This is a genomic window from Streptomyces sp. NBC_00286 (genome assembly GCF_036173125.1).
GTDB lineage: Bacteria > Actinomycetota > Actinomycetes > Streptomycetales > Streptomycetaceae > Streptomyces.
In genome coordinates, this window is record NZ_CP108054.1 from 1,009,223 (window position 1) to 1,026,432 (window position 17,210).

Consider the following 17,210-nt stretch of genomic DNA (forward strand, 5'->3'; position numbering starts at 1 on the left):
AGCTGATCCTGCTTCAGTAATCCTCGCGACCGCGCTCCAAGATCTGTGCCAGAACCCGATTGACGACGCCATAGCCACCCGGGGATCAGTGCGTTCCGTCCCCGACGACGAGGCCCGCCAAGTCCAGGAACGCCCGCGTGGTTGCCGCCCGCAGTCGACCGAGATCTCGGAACCCCGGACTGCGCAGCGACAGATCGAAGGGCACGCGGACCAGTCGGGCGGGGTCGATGCCGAGGCGGCGTGCGAGGTCTGGGGGCAGGGGCCGGCTCCCGGATCCCTCGATCTCGCCGACCACCACGATCGCGTTGTCGGCGAGTTGCCAGTGCCCCGTGTCGCGTACGCCGTCGAGCGTGTGCGCCGCGGCGTCGAGGAACCACTCGGCGGAGCCGCAGCACAGGATCAGCCGGTCCGTGAGGTTCAGGACGACCTCGGCCCCACCGCTGAGACCCAGCGGCGACCAGTCGGTGAGTACGACGGAGTAGTGCGGCGCGGTCTGGGTCAGCACCCGCGCATACTCCTGGCCGTGGGCGGGGTTCGGGCTGCGGTGGCCCCGACGGTGCGCGGCCACCTCCAGGCCCGACGGGAGGCGGGTCGTGCGGGCGCGGATGTCGTCGTACGGGAGGTCGAGGGGTAGGGCCGCGAGGTCGCGCACGGTGGCCGGGTTGCGGTCCGTGAGGAACGCGTCCAGGGCGCCTTCGGCTGCTGCTCCGTCGAGGGCGAGGACGGGTTCCCCGCGGACGGTGGCGAGCAGCGAGCCGAGGACCATCGTCGTCGTGGCGCGTCCGCTGTAGTGATAGGCGCCGATGAGAGTCACGCGCCGGCTCTGGCGCAGTGGTACGCGCAGCCGGGCCAGGCGAGTCTCGTCCTCCCGGCGGGCGGCGCCGAACCGGGACAGCCGCAGCGGGCGGTCACCCGGGCGGGTTCGTTCCGAGGCCGGCGGCAAAGCGAGCGGCGCTCGCGTGGCGGCGCCCGTGCTCTCGACCGGGGCCAAGGGCACGGTGCCGTCCCGCCAGGCGCGGGCCATGGCGATGTACCGGGCGAGGACGTCCGCGACCTCGCCCGCCGACGGGCGCCGAGCCGGATCCGGGTCGAGGCAGCGCAGGACGAGCAGCCGCAACGGCTCCCAGGTGTCGCCCTGCCACTGGTGCATGCCCTCCGGGAGCCCCGGCATCACCGAACCGGGCTTGGTGCTGATGAGCTGGAGGAGCTCGCCCAGGGAGCGCACGTTGTCCTCGGCCGTCGGGACGGGCCCCGTGCCGAGGTAGCGTCCGTCGATCACAGCGTCCGACAGGTCGGCCAGAACCACCGTGCGCCGCAGCACGAACACGCTGTCCGCGGTGAAGTCCCCGAGCACGAGACCTGTGAGGTGACAGAGGTTGAGCGCGCTCGCCAGATGCCAGGCGACGAGCAGGCCGGCCAGCTTGTCGAAGGGCGCGAGGCCGTCCTGGTAGGCCTTGCTGATGATGTCCGCGAGGCGTGGCGGCTGCGCTTCGGGGGCGTCCTCGTCGGCCACCGGAGCCATCGCGAGCCAGGGCGGATCGTTGTTGAGCCGGGAACGGAGCAGGGCAGGCGCGTACCGCCCGCTCAGCCGGGTGAGCGCCTCGGCCTCCGCGGTGATCAACCGGGCGTTGACGGCGGGGAGATCGGGACGCGGCACTCGCAGCACCGCCTCCACCCCTCGCCGGTCGACGCCTCGGTACACCACCGTCCGCCGTCCTCGTCTTCGGCCGCGCAGGTCGTACGGGCCCAGGCGCCTGGGATCCTCGTCGGTGAGCGGTGCCCAGTCGTCCGCCTCGACGGCTGTCCGGGCCCGCTCGAGCGGCGGCCGGCCGCGCGTCCCTTCGACGGAGACCCCGAAACGCGTGAGCAGCCGCCGTTCGACGTTGGTGAACGGGCGGTGTGAGCCCGGCAGTTGAGCGGAACCGTCCGGGTGGGCGAGCCAGGCGGGAAAGTCGGGCGAGTTGCCCGCGAGCTCTTCCAGGCGGCGCCCGATACTGCGGCCCGTCCTGAGGAGCTCGGACTGCGGGACCGCGTCGAGGAGCACCGACTTGGTCTCGTCGGGGAAGTCGAAGACCAGGTGCTTGGCGGGCAGCGGCCCCGGCACGGGCGCCGGGTACGGCCTGATGAGGCCCCCGAGGAACACCTCCGCGAGATGCGAGGTGCGCGCCGGCCACGGCACCGCGGACTGCACGAGGCGCATCACCGGCACGGACAGCGGCGACACGGCCGCCAGATGCGCCGCGAGCCGGTACGCCTCCGGGGTGGCCGCGTCCCGGAAGTGCTGGGCGCTGTACAGGTCGCGCGAGGAGGTGACGGCCGCATACTGGCTGGGCAGGGCGAGCAGCGGCAGCTCCACGGTGGTGCCCGGGGAGGCCAGCAGGTGGGACCAGTCGCGCAACGCGGCGGCGGTGGGTTCCAGCACCGGCACCGGGATGCCGTCGAACTCGGCGAGGTCCGGCGGCAGCACCCGGTCGGTGATCTCCCAGGAGGTGTTGGCACCGCCGATGCGCCGGGTCGTGGCCTGCCAGCGCTCGGCGTGGATGCCGGACGCCTCCCACATCTGTGGTGGCAGGGTGTGCAGCAGCGCCACGGGACCGCGGGCGGCCCACGCGGACAGCAGGCCGTGCATCGTGCCGTGCCGCCAGGCGGCGCCCATGCCGTCGCTGACGACCAGGACGAGGGTGCGGCCCGAAGGGTCGTTGACCGTGCTGGTCGGCAGGTGGGTGCTGTTCTGCTGGAACGGGCGGGCGTGCAGCCGCGGTTCGTGCGCGGTGCGGGTGTCGAGGCCGAGGACGCGCGTGGTCGCGAAGGCGCCCAGGCGCTCGAGGAGGGTGCGCAGTTCGGCGCCGAGCCGGTGCCAGAGCAGCATCGACAGGCCGTCGTCGACGAGCAGCACCAGATGCAGCCAGCGTTCCTGGACGGGGCGCTGCACGACGTCCGGCAGTCTGCTCTCGGCGAGTTGCGCGGCCGTGCGCTCCTCGTCGATCTCCAGGTGGTGCCGGCTGGCCCGGCGGCGGCGCAACGGCCGTAGTGCGCGGCCGAGTTCGAGTTCGTCGCCGAGCGCCTTGCCCTCAGGGACGCGGACGGGCAGCGCCCGGCGGGGCTCCTGGGCGGGCGGGCGTAGCCGTACCTCGGGGGCGGGTGCCTGGCGGGCCGCCGCGTAGAGGGACGGAGCGGTGAGGTCGGGCAGGTCCTGGTCGTCCGGTTCCGGTGCGGGCGCCTGCCGGAACTGTTCGTCCGGTTCGGGCTCGGGCGGCCGGGCCGACGGCGGCGGTGCGGTGCGCAGGCCCCGGTGCAGCGGTGCGGCCGCCGAGACGGGCAGCCTGCGGGCGAGCCAGAGCACGTCGAGCACCTGGTCGGCGTCCAGGTCCTGGCCGCACGCACCCAGAACCCGTAACGCCTCGGCGAGCCGTTCACCGCCGCGCGCCATGCTCACATCGCACCGGTGAGCTGGTGCAGCACGGCGTCGAGGAGCCCTTCCGCGTCGAGGTCGACCCCGCCGGTGCGCAGAAAGACCGCGTTGAGCAGCTGGTCGGTGGCGAGTTCGCCCGGGGCGCGGCGGCGCAGGAACGCCTCGAGCAGGTCGTCGGCCTCGCGCAGCGCTTCCTCGCCGAGGTGGGCGACGACGATGGCGCGCAGCCGCTCCTCGTCGGGAATGGGCAGGTCGAGGCGGATGCAGCGGCGCAGAAAGGCGGGCGGGAAGTCGCGTTCGCCGTTGCTGGTGATGACGACGACCGGGAACTCCGCGCACTGGATCCGTCCCTGGTGCACCCCGACGGTGCCGCGGTGGTCGGCGGTCTGGACCTCGACGTCGGCGAACTCCTCGGGCAGTCGGCTGAGTTCGGGGATCTCGAAGACGCCTTCCTCGAAGACGGTGAGGAGGTCGTTGGGCAGGTCGACGTCGCCCTTGTCCATCTCGTCGATGAGCAGGGCGCGCGGCACGGTGGACGGCACCAGGGCCGTGCCGAGCGGACCCAGCCGGATGAACGTGCCGATGGACGGTTCGCGCTCGCCGCGGTCCCGGCTGAGGGTCGTCTCGCGCAGCCGGCCGATGGCGTCGTACTGGTAGAGGGCCTCGCGCACGGTGGAGCGGCTGTTGACGGGCCAGCGCAGCAGCTCGCCCAGGTTCAGCTCGTGCGCGACGGCCTTGGCGAGCGACGACTTGCCGGTGCCGGCCGGTCCGGTGACGAGCAGCGGGCGGCGCAGATGCAGCGCGGCGTTGACGACGTCGGCGTGCTGCGGCTCGATCAGGTACGGGAGTTCGGGGCGGACGGCCTGCGCGGGGGTGAAGCGGCGCCACGGCGGAGCCGACGGGAGGGTGACGGCCCGTGGTGTGCCGTCACCGCGGAAGAGGCGCCAGTCGGCCTCGGGAGCGGGGGTCATGCGCTCTCCTGTGGTTCGGTCAGGTGCAGTCGGGGCACGGTACGGTCGGCGTCGGCCCAGGCCAGGACGGGGCGGCCGGGGTACTCCAGGGGGTGCAGCATGGTGTTGGCCCGGTAGGCGCGCACCCCGTCGGGCAGTTCACGGGTGGCGACCTCGGCCATCTGCTTCACGACGTGCGAGTCCGCGTCCCGTCCGCGGTCCCACACCACCACCGGCACACCCACCGCCAGACACACCTGCACGACGGCGTCCCGGAGGCCCGCGGGCACGTCGACGGAGACGCGCACCGCGTCGAGCTTCCTCATGAGTTCGGCATAGATCTCGTTCGTGCTCAAAGACGCGTCGGAGAAGACCAGCGTTGCCCCGGAGTCGAGGCGGCTCCACCGGCGGCGCCAGTCGGGCAGGAAGCGCTCGTGCCGGCGCAGGAGTTCCGGGCAGTGCACGACGAGCGGGAACTCCACCCCGAGCACGCCGGGGACGATCTCGTCCGGGGCGCTGCCCTCCCACTCGTCGATGGGCAGGTTCAGGCTGGTGCGGTCCACGAGGACCTCCACGAGCGGCCGTTGCTCGTTCAGCGACGCCGGGTCGAGGGTCTCCAGGACGCGCAGGAGCTCGCGCGCCGCCTCGGATGCCGCGTACGAGGCCGAGGTGTCCGTCGACACCTGCCGTGGCCCGGCGCCCTCGTCGCACCAGATCCGCAGCCGGTGGCGGCCCGGCTCCGCCCGGGTGACCTGCACCAGGACCCGCACGCGCGCGGAGCGCGTACGCATCACACGCGCCCACTCCTGGGCGTCCGAGCGCCGCTCGGCGAGCGCCGAGCGGGGAATGCCGAGCCGTACGGCCACGCTGTCGGACCACAACTTCACGCCTGCGCTCTGCGGTGGCGGGCACAGCACGGCCACGTACTCCATGACGCGCAGGAGCGCCGGGACCCTGGGTTCGCCGTCGTCCGAGCGGCCGTCCCCGGGGAGCGTCTCCAGGTGGTCGATCAGCGCGTCGAGCGTCTCGCCCCCGGGGAAGGCCGCGGCCAGCGGGAGGGCGGCGCGTACCGCCTCGGCGAACCGGCCCAGCACGGACCGGTCGATGTCGCGCAGCTGCTGGTGCAGCCGTGTGTACTCCCGCGGGGAGAGCAGCCTGGGCGCACGGGAGAGCCGGCCCGCGGCCAGCATGCGATCGGCCTCGTCCGGGTTGCCGCGGCGGAGTATCTCGACGAGGGCGGCCAGGGCGCGCGGGTGGGTGAGGAGGAAGGCCGCGAACTCCTCGACCGTGGGCGGCAGTACCTCGCCGCCGTGTCCGACACCGCAGGCGCGGGCGAGCTTGCGGGCACAGTCGCCGCGTCCGACCGCTGAGGGCAACGCGTCCTCGATCGCCTCCGTGAGCAGCACGAAGGCCGGATCGTCGGGGTCGACGGTCGCCTGCTCCTCGGCGTCGAGGACGCCAAGGGGCCGCAACTCGGCCTCGACGCGCTGCCAGGGGATGCCCCAGCTGCGGCGGACCAGATGCTGGGGACTGTAGGGCAGGAGTTTTCCGGTGTCGGGGTCCCGGGGCGGCATGAAGTGCGCGGTCATCAGCCCGACGACGGCCTTGTGCTGCCGGGACCACAGCGGTCCGCCGCTGTACCCGCGGCCGACGGCCATTCCGGTGGCCGCGCCGTCGAGGTAACCGACCGGTCCCTCAAGGGACTTGACCGTCAGATCGGCGAAGGTGGCGCCCTGACCGCTGCCGTGCCAGACGGTCACCCGCTGCTCGGCCGCCATCGCGATCCGGCGCGGCGGCGGGAACGTACTGCCGGGCGGCGCGTCGATCCGCAGCACGGCGAGATCGCCGTGCCACTCACCCTCGCCGTCGTCCACCGGGCCGCCTGTCTTGGCACGCGGCGCGATCCAGTGCGCCACACGCGCGGGAAAGCGTTCGGTTCCCCGCGGGCCTCGGAGGACGACGAAGATCTCGTCGGGCCCGGGCGTCCGGGTCTCGAACAGGGCCCTCCCCAGGGCGTCGTTGACGACATGAGCGCAGGTCAGAATGGCGTCGGCGGCCAGTACGAGCCCTCCTCCCGCCGTCTTGCCGTCCCGCGTGCGGCGTATGGACACGACGAAGGGGCCCGCGTCTTCATGCCCACCGGGCTCCGGCCCCAGCGCTCTGAACCAGCCCACGCGTCACTCCGTGCCCGGTGCCGCGCCACTGCCGGTGCCCGTGGGGTTCCAGCTTGCGGTCACGGTGAGATGGGCCTGCCCGTTGCCGCCGACGATGCCGAACTTGAGGTCCTGTCCGACCTGGACCCCGAACGTCACGCTGATCTCAGAGGGCGGCTGCGGCGCGGCCACAACGGCGTCGTGGACCTCCTGCAGCAGCGGGCCGAGCGGCCTGAGCGCCCGCCGCAGGGTGCCGACCGCGAAGCTCGCGACGGCCCCGCCGCCCGAGGCCACGGGCACGGCCTTCCCCATGCCTTCGGGAAGATCACCGTCCGGCTCGGCCGCCGCCGGGGCGCCCTGGGCGGCGCTGAGCAAGAACCTCACGGGCGTACCGTCGTCGAATTCCAGGTCTGCTGAGGTGGGCACGGCAACATTGTCACCCAGGAACGCTCATGACACAGGCACGTGTGCCCAACTTGGACAGCAGACAGGAGAGTTCGGCACAGGAACCGCACGTTCCTGTTACGGGGGCCGCGTCTCCCTGCTCAGATACTGCTCAACTCCGTTGACCCGCAAGCCGTTTGCGCCAACGATGGGCCCATGTTCGGACGCCACAGCCAAGCTGACCACCCCGTCATCGTCCTGCGCGACGCCGACGTCATCGCCGCGACCGTGCGCCGGGCCCTCGACGAGGCCTCGCCGGAGGAACGGCCCGGCCTGGAACGGGCGGCGACCCTCATCGAGCAGGCCGCGGCAGCCTCCGACGCAGACCTGAGGGCCCGTTGGGTGCGGGAGCGGCTGGCCGCGGCCGGGATCGAGGGCTCGTACGACTCCGTACACGCGATCAAGGCACTACGCCAGGCGGCGCCCGGGCTCACGCTCGTCCAGGCCGTGCAGATGGCGAAGGAAACGGAGGCGGCGCGCTTGGCGGGGTAGGGGCCAGTGGTGGCCGCCAGGCCCAACGGCTCAGCGGGGCACGGGCGGAGGCGGGCGGGCGGGCGGGCGGGCGGGCGATGACAACCCGCTGTCCGGGCTGGAGGCCACGCGGGCGATCTCTCGACGACCCAGCGGCGGGGCAGGACGACGAAGCCGGAGGCGTCCTTGGGCCGGCCGACGGCTGCGTGCCGACCACGAACACGGCCTTTCAGGTCCCGTTGCCCAGTTCGAACCGTGTCCAGTGGACACCGTCGGTGGATATGCGCCAGCTCCCGGCGCCGAAGCTGTCGCCCCACAGGTAGCCGAGCGCGGTCGTGGTCACCGAGCCCGACATCCCTCCGGAGTTTCGGTGACGTGCGAAGGAACGGCCGCCGTCCGTGCTGCGCCAGACGCCGTCCTCACTGTGGATCGTCAGGCTGCCGTCGGCGGCGGCGATCGGCGAGCCGAGCAGAGAGCGCGGGTCCACGCCCTTCCGGTGCTCCCAGACTCGCTCCCAAGTGCCGCCGCCGTCCGTGCTGCGGTGAAGGGCGAGCAGGCCGTTCTTGACGTCCTCCTCGTCGGGCAACTCGCCCGGCTCTGCCGCGTAGAGCACGTTTCCGGTGCCGGTCACGTGCAGGGCCCAGGCCGACTCCCCGGTTTCCGTCGGCCGGGACAACCGCCAGCTGCGTCCCCCGTCGTCGCTGACGGCGAGTGCGGCACGGCCGGAGTGCGAGTCACGTCCGGAGGCGAAGACCAGGTCCTCGGCCTGCCCGGCCGGGACGACCGGGGGCTTCAGCGGGGGCTGAGTGGCCAGGGCCCGGAACTCGCCCGTGGTGGGCAGGATCGTGAGGACGCGGGCGTGCTCGCAGTTGTTGCGTTCCTCAGCGGCGTTCGGATCGAGGGCGAACCGGTACGCCTGCACCACGAAACCCGGCCGGGGCTGGAACTTCTTCACCCGGCGGCCTCGCCGGTCATCACGGCCGCAGCGCGCGCGGCGCGGTTCTTCGCGGCCCTGCGCCCGTACCGGCGGGCGCACATCGAGGTCAGTACCTCGGTGATGTCCAGCACCAGGTCATCCGTGGTCTCCTGCGGATCGAGGACCACCAGGCGCCGTCCGGACGCCGACAGGGCCGCTTCGAGGTGCTCGACGCCGAAGCGGGCGAGCCGGTCACGGTGCTCCACCACGATCACGGTCGCGTCCGGATCGGCCAGCAGCCGGTGCAGTTTGCGCCGCCGCTCATTCAGTTCCGAGCCGACTTCGGTTACCACCTCTGACACCGGCAGGCCCAGCTGGGTGGCGCCGGTGACGACACGGGCCACCTGCCGGTCAAGGTCCGGCTTCTGGTCGGCCGACGAGACGCGACAGTACGCCACCGTGCGCCCCTCGGGCGACTGTTCGGCCTCGTGCACCAGCCACACACCGGTCGCGGTCCGGGTCGCGGGAACGGGGAGTTTCCCGTCTCTCGCCCACCGCCACGCGGTCTGGTAGTGCACGCCGTTGCGTACCGCCCACTCTGACAGCCTCACACGATCCTTGTATATGAGAGTTGATAGGTGATGAAACTTTCGTCAGCAGGGGTCACCCCCACCGAACTCGGTGAGGCGGATCCAGCCTGGGCTTCACGGCGTACGCCCGTACGCACACCTACGTCGGCCCAGCGGAGGCGGCCGAGCCGCGCGGCATGCGGAAGGCGCGGCGATAGGCGGCCGGAGTGGTGCCGAGCGCGCGGTGGAAGTGCTGGCGGAGGCCGTCGCCGCTGCCCAGGCCGCTGCGTTGGGCGACGGTGTCCACCGGGAGGTCGGTGGTCTCCAGCAGCTCCCGAGCGCGCGCCAGCCTCTGCTGGTTGAGCCAGCGCAGCGGAGTGGTACCGACCTCACGCGCGAAGTACCGCTCGAAGGTACGGGTGCTCATCCCGGCGCGTGCGGCCAACTCCCCGATGGCCAGCGGCTGCTGGAGTCGGTCCAGGGCCCATTCCAGGACCGGGGCGAGCCCCTGCTCCGATGTCTGCACGCGGGGCGCGCGGGCCGGTGCGTACTGCGACTGGTCGCCCTCCCGGTGCGGGGCGACGACCATACGGCGGCCGACCTCGGCCGCCGCCGCTGAGCCGTAGTCGTGGCGCACGATGTGCAGGCACAGATCGATGGCGGCCGCGGTGCCCGCACTGGTGAGGATGGAGCCGTCGTCGACGTACAGGGCTCGCTCGTTGACGCGGACGCGGGGGTGGCGGCGGCGCAGTTCGTCCGCGTACATCCAGTGCGTGGCGGCCTCGCGTCCGTCCAGCAGTCCGGCCGCGGCGAGCACGAACGCCCCGGAACACAGCGATGCCACCCGGGCCCCTCTGGCGTGCGCGCCGCGCAGTTCGTCGAGCAGTTCCTCGGGCGGCTCGTACGCACTGTCCATCACGCACGCCGGTACGACGACGAGGTCGGCCTCCCGCATCGCGTCCACGCCCCGCTCGGCAGTCAGGTGCAGCCCACCGGGCGCCCGCTGGATACCGCCCGGCGTGGTGCTGCACAGCGTCAGCTCGTAGCCCTCGGCGAACACGGCGCAGGGCACCGAGAGTTCGAACAGGGAGGTCTCTTCCAGAAGCGTGACCACGACGCGTATCGGCGCGTGGGGCACCTCACTCCTGCCTGAGTTCTTGGCGGACCCTCCAGTGCTCACGGCGTACGCGTCCTTGCCCATGACGTAAATCTAGTGCTCCCTGACGTTTCCGCCACTGGTTTGATGTCATCCCAGGTCACAGGCTTGGAGCATGACAACGACACGCATCATGAGTCGCCCTCAATGGCACGTCGGTCTCGCCGGACTCAGTGCCGTCGGCGTGACATTCGGCTTCGCTCGCTACGGCTACGGCCTTTATCTCCCCGAGTTCCGCCGGGAGTTCGGCCTGTCCGTCGCGACGGTCGGTCTGATCGGCAGCGCGAGCTACGTCGGCTTCGTGGTGGCCCTGCTCCTGGTCGGCACGCTGGTCGCGCGTTTCGGCCCGCGCTCCATGGTGATCACCGGCGGAGTCTGTGCGACCGTGGGCATGGGCCTGGTCACGGTCGCCCGCGATCCGGCCGCTCTGACCACGGGCTTGGTGCTGGCGGGCATGAGTTCCGGCTGGGTCTGGGCCCCGTACTCCGACGTGGTGGACCGCGTGATCCCGAGCAGCCGTCGCGAGCGGGTCATGGCGATGATCGCCACCGGTACCGCCTTCGGCGTCGTCGTCGCGGGACCGCTCGCCCTGTTCCTCCGTCACTCCCACTGGCGGCACGCGTGGTTGGTCTTCGCCGTGACGGCGCTGGCTGCCACGGTGTACAACGCGCTGGTGCTGCCCGGCGGTTCGCACCGCGCGGCGCCTCATGGCGCACGCGAGCGGAGCGAGGGCGGCCGAGCCCGATCCGGGCCTGGCCGGGGCTGGTTCCTGCGCCGCCGCGCCGTCCCCCTCTACCTCACGGCCGTGTCGTACGGGCTGGTGGGCGCCGTGTACTGGGCGTACGCCATCGAGGCGATCACCGGCGAGACCGGCTCCGGCTCGGCCACCGCGCCGCTGTTCTGGACCCTGATGGGGCTGGCCGGTACGGCGGGCGCGCTGACCGGTCATGCCATCACCCGCTACGGTCTGCGCCGCACGCACGTCTGGCTGTTCACCGGACTCGCCGTCGCCGTCGCCCTGCTCGGCCTCGCCCCGGGCTCGCTCCCCGCCGTGGCCGCCTCCGCGGTGCTGTACGGGCCGTGCTTCATGGCCGGTTCCGCGCTGCTCGCCGTCTGGAGCTACTACACCTTCCCCGAGCAACCCTCCACCGGCTTCACCGCGACCATCCTCTTCGTGGGCCTGGGCACCATCACCGGCCCCGCCACACTCGGCGCCCTCGCGGACAGCCACGGACTGCGCTCCGCGTTCCTGGCCACGGCCACGGTGGCAGCCACCACACTCCTCGTACGCCCCGGCTCACGGCCTGACCCGAGTTCCGGTACAGGCCAATCCCGGAACGGTTCTCGGCCCGGGCGGGGGAAGCGAGCGGTGGCCTCGTAGCGCGGCCAGGTCTCCTGAACCGCGTCCTCGGCCTCGCTCACGCTGCCGAGGAGGACAAGGGACGCCCCTCTGTCGTGATCGCCACTTCGTGCCTCCGCGAGGCACGATGCGGCCCCGGTCAGGGCTCTCCCCCAGGCTCCGCTACGAGAGCCGAAAAAAACTTGGCCGGCGATGTCGAGAACGCGTGAGCGGCTCCGTCCCTGCCGTGAACGCGACCACAATGGGTCGTAACAGCATCGAGGAGATCCATCATGGCCAAGTACCTGCTGCTCAAGCACTACCGAGGCGCTCCGGCGGCGGCCAACAACGTGCCCATGGAGCAGTGGACGCCCGAGGAGATCTCGGCCCACATCCAGTACATGGGCGACTTCGCGGCGCGGCTGGAGAAGAGCGGCGAGTTTGTCGACGGTCAGGCGCTCGCCCCGGAGGGGACGTGGGTCCGGTACGACGGTGAGGGGCGTCCGCCGGTCACCGACGGGCCGTTCGCGGAGACGAAGGACCTCATCGCCGGCTGGATGGTGATCGACGTCGACAGTTACGAGCGGGCCGTCGAGCTGGCCGGGGAACTTTCGGCCGCGCCCGGGGCGGACGGAAAGCCGATCCACGAGTGGCTCGAGCTGCGCCCGTTCCTGAGCGCGTCGCCCACCATCACGGAGTGCCACTGAGAGTGACCACTGAGATGGACGAGGCCCTGCTGAGGAGCCTCACGCCGAGTGTGCTCGCCATCCTCGTCCGCCGCGGAGCCGACTTCGCGGCGGCCGAGGATGCCGTACAGGACGCGCTTCTCGAGGCGGTGCGCGTGTGGCCGGCCGACCCTCCGCGGGATGCGAAGGGCTGGCTGGTCACCGTGGCCTGGCGCAAGTTTCTCGACCAGACCCGTGCGGACGCCGCCCGCCGTCGGCGTGAGGGCCTCGTCGAGGAGGAGCCGGTGCCCGGCGCTGCGCCCGCCGTGGACGACACCCTCCAGCTCTACTTCCTCTGCGCCCACCCTTCGCTGACGCCCTCGTCCGCCGTCGCGCTCACGCTGCGCGCCGTCGGCGGGCTCACCACCCGCCAGATCGCTGAGGCCTACCTGGTGCCCGAGGCGACCATGGCACAGCGCATCAGCCGGGCCAAGCGCACCGTGGGCAGCGTGCGGTTCGACCAGCCCGGCGACGTCGCCACCGTGCTGCGCGTCCTCTACCTGGTCTTCAACGAGGGCTACTCCGGCGATGTCGACCTCGCCGCCGAGGCCATCCGGCTCACCCGGCAGCTCGCCGCCGCGATCGACCACCCGGAGGTGGCCGGGCTGCTCGCCCTCATGCTGATCCACCACGCCCGGCGCGCCGCCCGGACCGCGCCCGACGGCAGCCTCGTACCGCTCGCCGAACAGGATCGCGGCCAGTGGGACACCAAGCTGATCGCCGAAGGTGTCGAGATCCTGCAGGCGGCCCTCGCCCGCGACCGGCTGGGCGAGTTCCAGGCCCAGGCCGCCATCGCCGCCCTCCACGCGGACGCGCCCACCGCCGAGGAGACCGACTGGGTGCAGATCGTCGAGTGGTACGACGAGCTCGCCCGCCTGACCGACAACCCGGTCGTACGCCTCAACCGCGCGGTAGCCATAGGCGAAGCCGACGGCCCGCGCGCCGGCCTGGCCGCACTCGCGACCCTTGACCCCTCCCTGCCGCGCCACACCGCGGTAGCGGCCTACCTCCACGAACGCGACGGCGACCTGACGACGGCGGCCCGCCTGTACGCCGAGGCGGCCCACAAGGCAACCAACCTCGCCGAGGCCGCCCACCTGACACGCCAGGCCGCCCGACTCAACGCCCGCGTACGCGGCTGAAGTTCGCGCCGGTTCTTCTCCAGTCGGCGGGGCCAGTCGACATGCTGGTTCCGGGTGTGGGCGGCGCTGTGCGACGGCAGCTCACCGGGTGGCGGCCGGTGCAGGAAGCCTGGATCCGGTCAGTCTGCGTACGTTGCCGGAGAAGACTGCGGCGCGCTCCGCGTCGGTGAGGTCCATGGCCACCAGGTCGGCGATCCCCGAGCGGATGTACCCGGGGCCCTTCTCGGGGTCGTACGGCGAGTCGGAGCCGAACAGCACACGGTCCGGGCCGAAGAACTCCAGGGCGCAGCGCAGGGCGTGCGGGGCGCCGAAGAGTGCGGTGTCGGCGTAGAACATCCTGAAGTAGTCCAGCGGGCGCTTGGTGAGCGGATGGCCGGTGACGTCCTCGCTCTGGTGGTCGGGGGTGCGGGAGCCGAGCTGGTCCCAGCCTGGGCCGACGCGGCCGGAGAAGTGCGGGATCATGCTGCCGCCGTGGTGGATGAGGAGCTTGAGGCCGGGATGGCGTTCGAGTACGCAGCCGAAGACGATGCGGGCCATGAAGGCGGACAGGTCGTACTCCCAGCCGAAGGTCCACCAGATCTCGTACCGGGAGCGTTCCTCGGTGGGCTAGTCGGGCCAGGAAGAGTTGCGGCAGGGGTGGACCTGGACGAGGAGGTCGAGTTCGGCGGCGCGTTCCCAGAACGGTTCGAAGCGCTGCTCGGCGAGGGCTCCGTCGCGACGGCGATGGTCCGCCAGTGGGTCAGCGAGGACTGCCGTGCCGGCTCCGAACCGGAATACCTGACCATCGGCGGCTCCGACGCCCGCGCGCAGGCCCTGCTGTCTGGCCAGATCGACGCGACTGCCCTCGAAGTGACCGACGCCGTCACCCTGGAACGGGCCGGCGGAGGCAAGGGACTACACCGGCTGGTGGACTTCAAGGAGGTCTTTCCCGGGCTGCACCCACAGACCGTGTACGCGAACGAGGACACGGTGGCCCAGGGCAGCAGCGCGACGGGCTGATCCTCAGCAGCCTGGCCTCCAGCCTCACCAACCTCGTCCTCGGGTTCGCGATCTCCCTCGTCCTGGGGCTGACGCTCGGCGTGCTGATGGGTCGTTACCGCACGGTGGACGCCGCGCTCGGCGTCTACATGTACGCCCTGCTGACGGCTCCGTCCCTGGTGTTCGCCCCGGTCTTCTCCTGCTGTTCGGCCCGGGCATGGCCTCCATCGTGGCCGTCGTGGTCATGTACTCGCTGTTCATCATCGTGATCAGCACCGCTTCCGCCGTACGAGCGGTCCCCGAGCACCTCACCGAGATGGCCCACCTGTACGGGGCGAACGAGCGGCAACTCCTGCTCAAGATCGTCGTCCCCGCCGCCCTGCCGCTGGCCATGGCCGGCATCCGGCTCGGCATCGGCCGCGCGGTCACCGGAATGATCAACGGCGAGGTGTTCATCGCCGTCGTCGGCCTCGGCCGCGTCCTCACCCAGGCAGGCGGCCGCTTCGACAGCGAGACCGTCCTGGCCGTACTCCTCGCCGTCGTCCTGGTGGCCCTCGCCGCGGTCGGCCTCGTCCAATGGACCGACCACCCCGTCAACGGCTGGCTCCCGCGGACGGCGCGGGAGTGACGGCGCCGCCGACCAGACGAAGCGGCAACCTCCGGAGAATCGGTCCCGGAATCCGGGTCAAGGGCAAGTCGGCCTGGTGCCTGTGCATGCGCTCGGCCGGCGGAAGGGGCGTCTCGTCCAGACCGGCGGCCGGCCCGCTCGCCATCCGTGCGCAGCCGCCGTCGGCATGGGACCCGCAGGCCACCGGCAGCGGAGTTTGCATGTGCCGTAGCGGCATGTGGTCCAGTAGGCGACGAGCAACGACATTGAGAGGTTCCCGCGCATGCCCCTTCCTGCGATTCCCCGCCGGGTCAAGATCGGCGATGCCGCCGCGTTCGCCGGGACCACACCCCGCGCCATCCGCCACTACCACGCCATCGGGCTCCTCGCCGAACCGGAACGCGGCAGCGACGACCGCCGCCGCTACGGATACGACGACATGATCCGCCTGCTGTGGATCCGCAAGATGGCTGATGCGGGTATCTCCCTGGACGACATCCGGGCCGGCTTTGAGGGCGCCACCGGCATCGAGCAGTCCCTGGCCCGGCTGGAGGAGTCCCTCGTTTCCAAGGCGGCCGCCATCGAAGCCCAGCGGGCCGCCGTGCACCGCCTCCGCGAGGTGGGCAGCCCCCTGGGCTTGCTCTCACCGCTGGTCAGCGGCCGCCTGCATGATCTGACGCCCGGGGGCCTGCGCCCGGCCGATCTCGATACCCTTCTGGTCACGGAGCGTATCTTCGGCTCCGTGGGCGCCGCCGTCCAGGCCAACCGGTTCATCGTCCTGGCCACCCACCCCGAGCTGCGGGCCGAGGAAGACCGCCTGGCCGAGGCCGAGGCGGCCTTGGACGACACCGTGTCCCCCGACGGCCCCCGCATCGAAGACCTGGCTGCCCAGCGGTGTGCTCATGAGACCGCCTTGGGAGCCACCATCGACAGTTCCGGCCTGGACGAGGCCCTCGACGTCCTCCTGGACCAGGAGGACGAGCACGCCGGCGAGGAGGAAGGCGAGGCGAGGATGAGCGCGATGGAGGCCATCGGCAAGATGCCGTACGACTTCTCCCCGGCCCGCGTCCGGTACGAGGAACGTGTCATCGAACTGCTTCACTCGACCGATCAGAACGGCGACACCCCACGGCCCTGCTGACTGGCATCGGCGCTCGGGGCGAGCCGACAAGAGCAGCCCGGAATGGTGCAGTTGGCGGAGGCTCACTGCCCGTCGTTCGGCAGGCGCATGCGCTCACTCATGGTCACCGAGGCTGGTAGACGGTGGCCAGCACGGAGACGGTGACCTGATCGGGCAGGAGGCCGTCATCGTCCAAGTCCGCACGGCTCACGTGGTGCGCACTCGGCGTCATCGCTACCAGGTCCAGTGCATCCAGCCTGGTCAGGGTCGCGGGGTATTCCACCCGTTCGGTGACGGCGGCCTCGAAGAAAGGGGCCAGCGTCCGGTGCAGGCGCTGTTCCTTGGCCGGGTCGATCGTGACCATCGCAGGCAACCGGCCGCGCAGCTCGGCCAGGTGCCGCCCGGTGGGACGGATCACGATCAACCGGCCGGTCGGGCGCAGCACCCGGTGGAACTCCGCCGGGTTGCGCGGGGCGAACACGTCCAGCACGACATCGGCCACCCCGTCGGCCAGCGGGAAGGGACGGAAGACGTCCCAGGCCACGGCAGCGGCTCGTTCATGGGCTCGGGCTGCCGAGCGCAGCGCCCGCACCGATGTGTCCAGGCCCAGACCACGGGCGCCGGGCAACTGGTCGAGTACGCCGGCCAGGTAGTAGCCCGTGCCGCACCCCACGTCCACAACCGTGGCCTGCTCGGACACGGCGTCGGCCGCCAGGCGGGCCCCGGCTTGGCGGATGGGCGCGTAGGTGCCGGTGGACAAGAATCGGCCCCGGGCCCGGACCATAGCCGCGTCGTCGCCACTGATGGCGCGGGTGCCCGTCAGCAGGCCGGCGTAGCCGTGGCGGGCGATGTCGAAGGTGTGGCCCACCGGGCAGCGCAATGCGCCGTGGTCGGGGTGCAGGCGGCGCTTGCGGCACGTTGGGCAGCGCAGCAGGTCGAGGGACAGTTCGAGGGCAGGGGGAAGCGACACGGGCACGAGGCACTCCTGGCAAGGGCGTAGGGAAGAGACCGCGCCTGCACGCGCGCTCAGAGCGTCACTGCCTCAGGAAGGAACGGGCAGCGTCAGAAACGTGGTTCACGCAGCAGGCACACCAAGGAGGGCGACGCCGTCCGGCATCGCCCTCAACGCCTTCCGATCACAGGAAGCAGCAGTGCGGGGTGCTCATGAATGCCACACCATGAGTCTACGGGCATCGGTGAACGCCTTTATATCCAGCTGAAGTTGAGA

General features: G+C 71.7%; 16 protein-coding genes. 7 read left to right on the plus strand and 9 right to left on the minus strand.

The window, feature by feature from the left end:
- Positions 1-85: 85 nt before the first annotated feature.
- From OHT21_RS04765 to OHT21_RS04780, 4 genes are read right to left on the minus strand one after another with little or no spacing between them, the layout of a single operon-like run.
- Positions 86-3,430 carry an SAV_2336 N-terminal domain-related protein gene (locus OHT21_RS04765; RefSeq protein ID WP_328766948.1) on the minus strand — a complete coding sequence of 1,115 codons (3,345 nt, stop codon included), beginning with the start codon at positions 3,428-3,430 and terminating at the stop codon, positions 86-88.
- A 2-nt stretch (positions 3,431-3,432) separates the two neighbouring features.
- Complete coding sequence (locus OHT21_RS04770) at positions 3,433-4,383, minus strand: AAA family ATPase (RefSeq protein WP_328766949.1); 951 nt, start codon at positions 4,381-4,383, stop codon at positions 3,433-3,435.
- Positions 4,380-6,536, minus strand: coding sequence for a VMAP-C domain-containing protein (locus OHT21_RS04775; protein ID WP_328766950.1), 2,157 nt, complete (start codon positions 6,534-6,536; stop codon positions 4,380-4,382). The genes OHT21_RS04770 and OHT21_RS04775 overlap by 4 nt, the downstream gene beginning before the upstream one ends.
- 3 nt (positions 6,537-6,539) lie before the next feature.
- Positions 6,540-6,941, minus strand: coding sequence for a CU044_2847 family protein (locus tag OHT21_RS04780; RefSeq protein ID WP_328766951.1), 402 nt, complete (start codon positions 6,939-6,941; stop codon positions 6,540-6,542).
- Positions 6,942-7,115: 174 nt separating this feature from the next.
- Here OHT21_RS04780 and OHT21_RS04785 point away from each other — a divergent pair, with 174 nt between their 5' ends.
- Complete coding sequence (locus OHT21_RS04785) at positions 7,116-7,451, plus strand: hypothetical protein (RefSeq protein WP_328766952.1); 336 nt, start codon at positions 7,116-7,118, stop codon at positions 7,449-7,451.
- A gap of 208 nt (positions 7,452-7,659) precedes the next feature.
- On the opposite strand, the gene OHT21_RS04790 is transcribed toward OHT21_RS04785, so the two are convergent.
- The 3 genes from OHT21_RS04790 to OHT21_RS04800 all read right to left on the minus strand — a co-directional run bounded on the left by OHT21_RS04790 (position 7,660) and on the right by OHT21_RS04800 (position 10,116).
- A complete protein-coding gene (locus tag OHT21_RS04790) occupies positions 7,660-8,385 on the minus strand; it encodes a WD40/YVTN/BNR-like repeat-containing protein (protein WP_328766954.1) in 726 nt (241 codons plus the stop codon).
- On the minus strand, positions 8,382-8,957 hold the full coding sequence (locus OHT21_RS04795) for an IS607 family transposase (RefSeq protein WP_328766955.1): 576 nt from the start codon (positions 8,955-8,957) through the stop codon (positions 8,382-8,384). The genes OHT21_RS04790 and OHT21_RS04795 overlap by 4 nt, the downstream gene beginning before the upstream one ends.
- 118 nt (positions 8,958-9,075) lie before the next feature.
- Positions 9,076-10,116, minus strand: a complete 1,041-nt coding sequence (locus tag OHT21_RS04800; RefSeq protein ID WP_328766956.1) for a GlxA family transcriptional regulator — start codon at positions 10,114-10,116, stop codon at positions 9,076-9,078.
- Positions 10,117-10,186: 70 nt separating this feature from the next.
- Between OHT21_RS04800 and OHT21_RS04805 the strand changes: the two genes are divergently transcribed.
- From OHT21_RS04805 to OHT21_RS04815, 3 genes are all read left to right on the plus strand, one after another.
- A complete protein-coding gene (locus tag OHT21_RS04805; protein ID WP_328766957.1) occupies positions 10,187-11,452 on the plus strand; it encodes an MFS transporter in 1,266 nt (421 codons plus the stop codon).
- Positions 11,453-11,703: 251 nt separating this feature from the next.
- Complete coding sequence (locus OHT21_RS04810) at positions 11,704-12,117, plus strand: YciI family protein (RefSeq protein ID WP_328766959.1); 414 nt, start codon at positions 11,704-11,706, stop codon at positions 12,115-12,117.
- A 14-nt stretch (positions 12,118-12,131) separates the two neighbouring features.
- Positions 12,132-13,277: an RNA polymerase sigma factor gene (locus OHT21_RS04815; RefSeq protein ID WP_328773957.1), complete on the plus strand. Its 1,146-nt coding sequence runs from the start codon at positions 12,132-12,134 to the stop codon at positions 13,275-13,277.
- Positions 13,278-13,358: 81 nt separating this feature from the next.
- Here OHT21_RS04815 and OHT21_RS04820 read toward each other — a convergent pair whose 3' ends face one another.
- On the minus strand, positions 13,359-13,814 hold the full coding sequence (locus OHT21_RS04820) for an amidohydrolase family protein (protein WP_328766960.1): 456 nt from the start codon (positions 13,812-13,814) through the stop codon (positions 13,359-13,361).
- A gap of 99 nt (positions 13,815-13,913) precedes the next feature.
- Between OHT21_RS04820 and OHT21_RS04825 the strand changes: the two genes are divergently transcribed.
- The 3 genes from OHT21_RS04825 (at position 13,914) to OHT21_RS04835 (ending at position 16,003) form a co-directional block, all read left to right on the plus strand.
- Positions 13,914-14,276 carry a hypothetical protein gene (locus OHT21_RS04825; RefSeq protein WP_328766962.1) on the plus strand — a complete coding sequence of 121 codons (363 nt, stop codon included), beginning with the start codon at positions 13,914-13,916 and terminating at the stop codon, positions 14,274-14,276.
- A gap of 196 nt (positions 14,277-14,472) precedes the next feature.
- The gene (locus OHT21_RS04830) at positions 14,473-14,883 is read left to right on the plus strand and encodes an ABC transporter permease (RefSeq protein WP_328766964.1); all 411 of its coding nucleotides are present in this window, start codon (positions 14,473-14,475) and stop codon (positions 14,881-14,883) included.
- A gap of 262 nt (positions 14,884-15,145) precedes the next feature.
- On the plus strand, positions 15,146-16,003 hold the full coding sequence (locus OHT21_RS04835; RefSeq protein ID WP_328766965.1) for a MerR family transcriptional regulator: 858 nt from the start codon (positions 15,146-15,148) through the stop codon (positions 16,001-16,003).
- Positions 16,004-16,106: 103 nt separating this feature from the next.
- On the opposite strand, the gene OHT21_RS04840 is transcribed toward OHT21_RS04835, so the two are convergent.
- Complete coding sequence (locus OHT21_RS04840) at positions 16,107-16,958, minus strand: methyltransferase domain-containing protein (protein ID WP_328766967.1); 852 nt, start codon at positions 16,956-16,958, stop codon at positions 16,107-16,109.
- Positions 16,959-17,210: the final 252 nt, after the last annotated feature.

What these genes read in the sequence shown, in the direction of transcription:
- OHT21_RS04765 (WP_328766948.1), bottom strand. Translation starts at nt 3,430, where the DNA reads ATGGCGCGCGGCGGTGAACGGCTCGCCGAGGCGTTACGGGTTCTGGGT.
- OHT21_RS04770 (WP_328766949.1), bottom strand. Translation starts at nt 4,383, where the DNA reads ATGACCCCCGCTCCCGAGGCCGACTGGCGCCTCTTCCGCGGTGACGGC.
- OHT21_RS04785 (WP_328766952.1), top strand. Translation starts at nt 7,116, where the DNA reads ATGTTCGGACGCCACAGCCAAGCTGACCACCCCGTCATCGTCCTGCGC.
- OHT21_RS04800 (WP_328766956.1), bottom strand. Translation starts at nt 10,116, where the DNA reads ATGGGCAAGGACGCGTACGCCGTGAGCACTGGAGGGTCCGCCAAGAAC.
- OHT21_RS04805 (WP_328766957.1), top strand. Translation starts at nt 10,187, where the DNA reads ATGACAACGACACGCATCATGAGTCGCCCTCAATGGCACGTCGGTCTC.
- OHT21_RS04810 (WP_328766959.1), top strand. Translation starts at nt 11,704, where the DNA reads ATGGCCAAGTACCTGCTGCTCAAGCACTACCGAGGCGCTCCGGCGGCG.
- OHT21_RS04815 (WP_328773957.1), top strand. Translation starts at nt 12,132, where the DNA reads ATGGACGAGGCCCTGCTGAGGAGCCTCACGCCGAGTGTGCTCGCCATC.
- OHT21_RS04820 (WP_328766960.1), bottom strand. Translation starts at nt 13,814, where the DNA reads ATGGCCCGCATCGTCTTCGGCTGCGTACTCGAACGCCATCCCGGCCTC.
- OHT21_RS04830 (WP_328766964.1), top strand. Translation starts at nt 14,473, where the DNA reads ATGGCCTCCATCGTGGCCGTCGTGGTCATGTACTCGCTGTTCATCATC.
- OHT21_RS04835 (WP_328766965.1), top strand. Translation starts at nt 15,146, where the DNA reads ATGCCCCTTCCTGCGATTCCCCGCCGGGTCAAGATCGGCGATGCCGCC.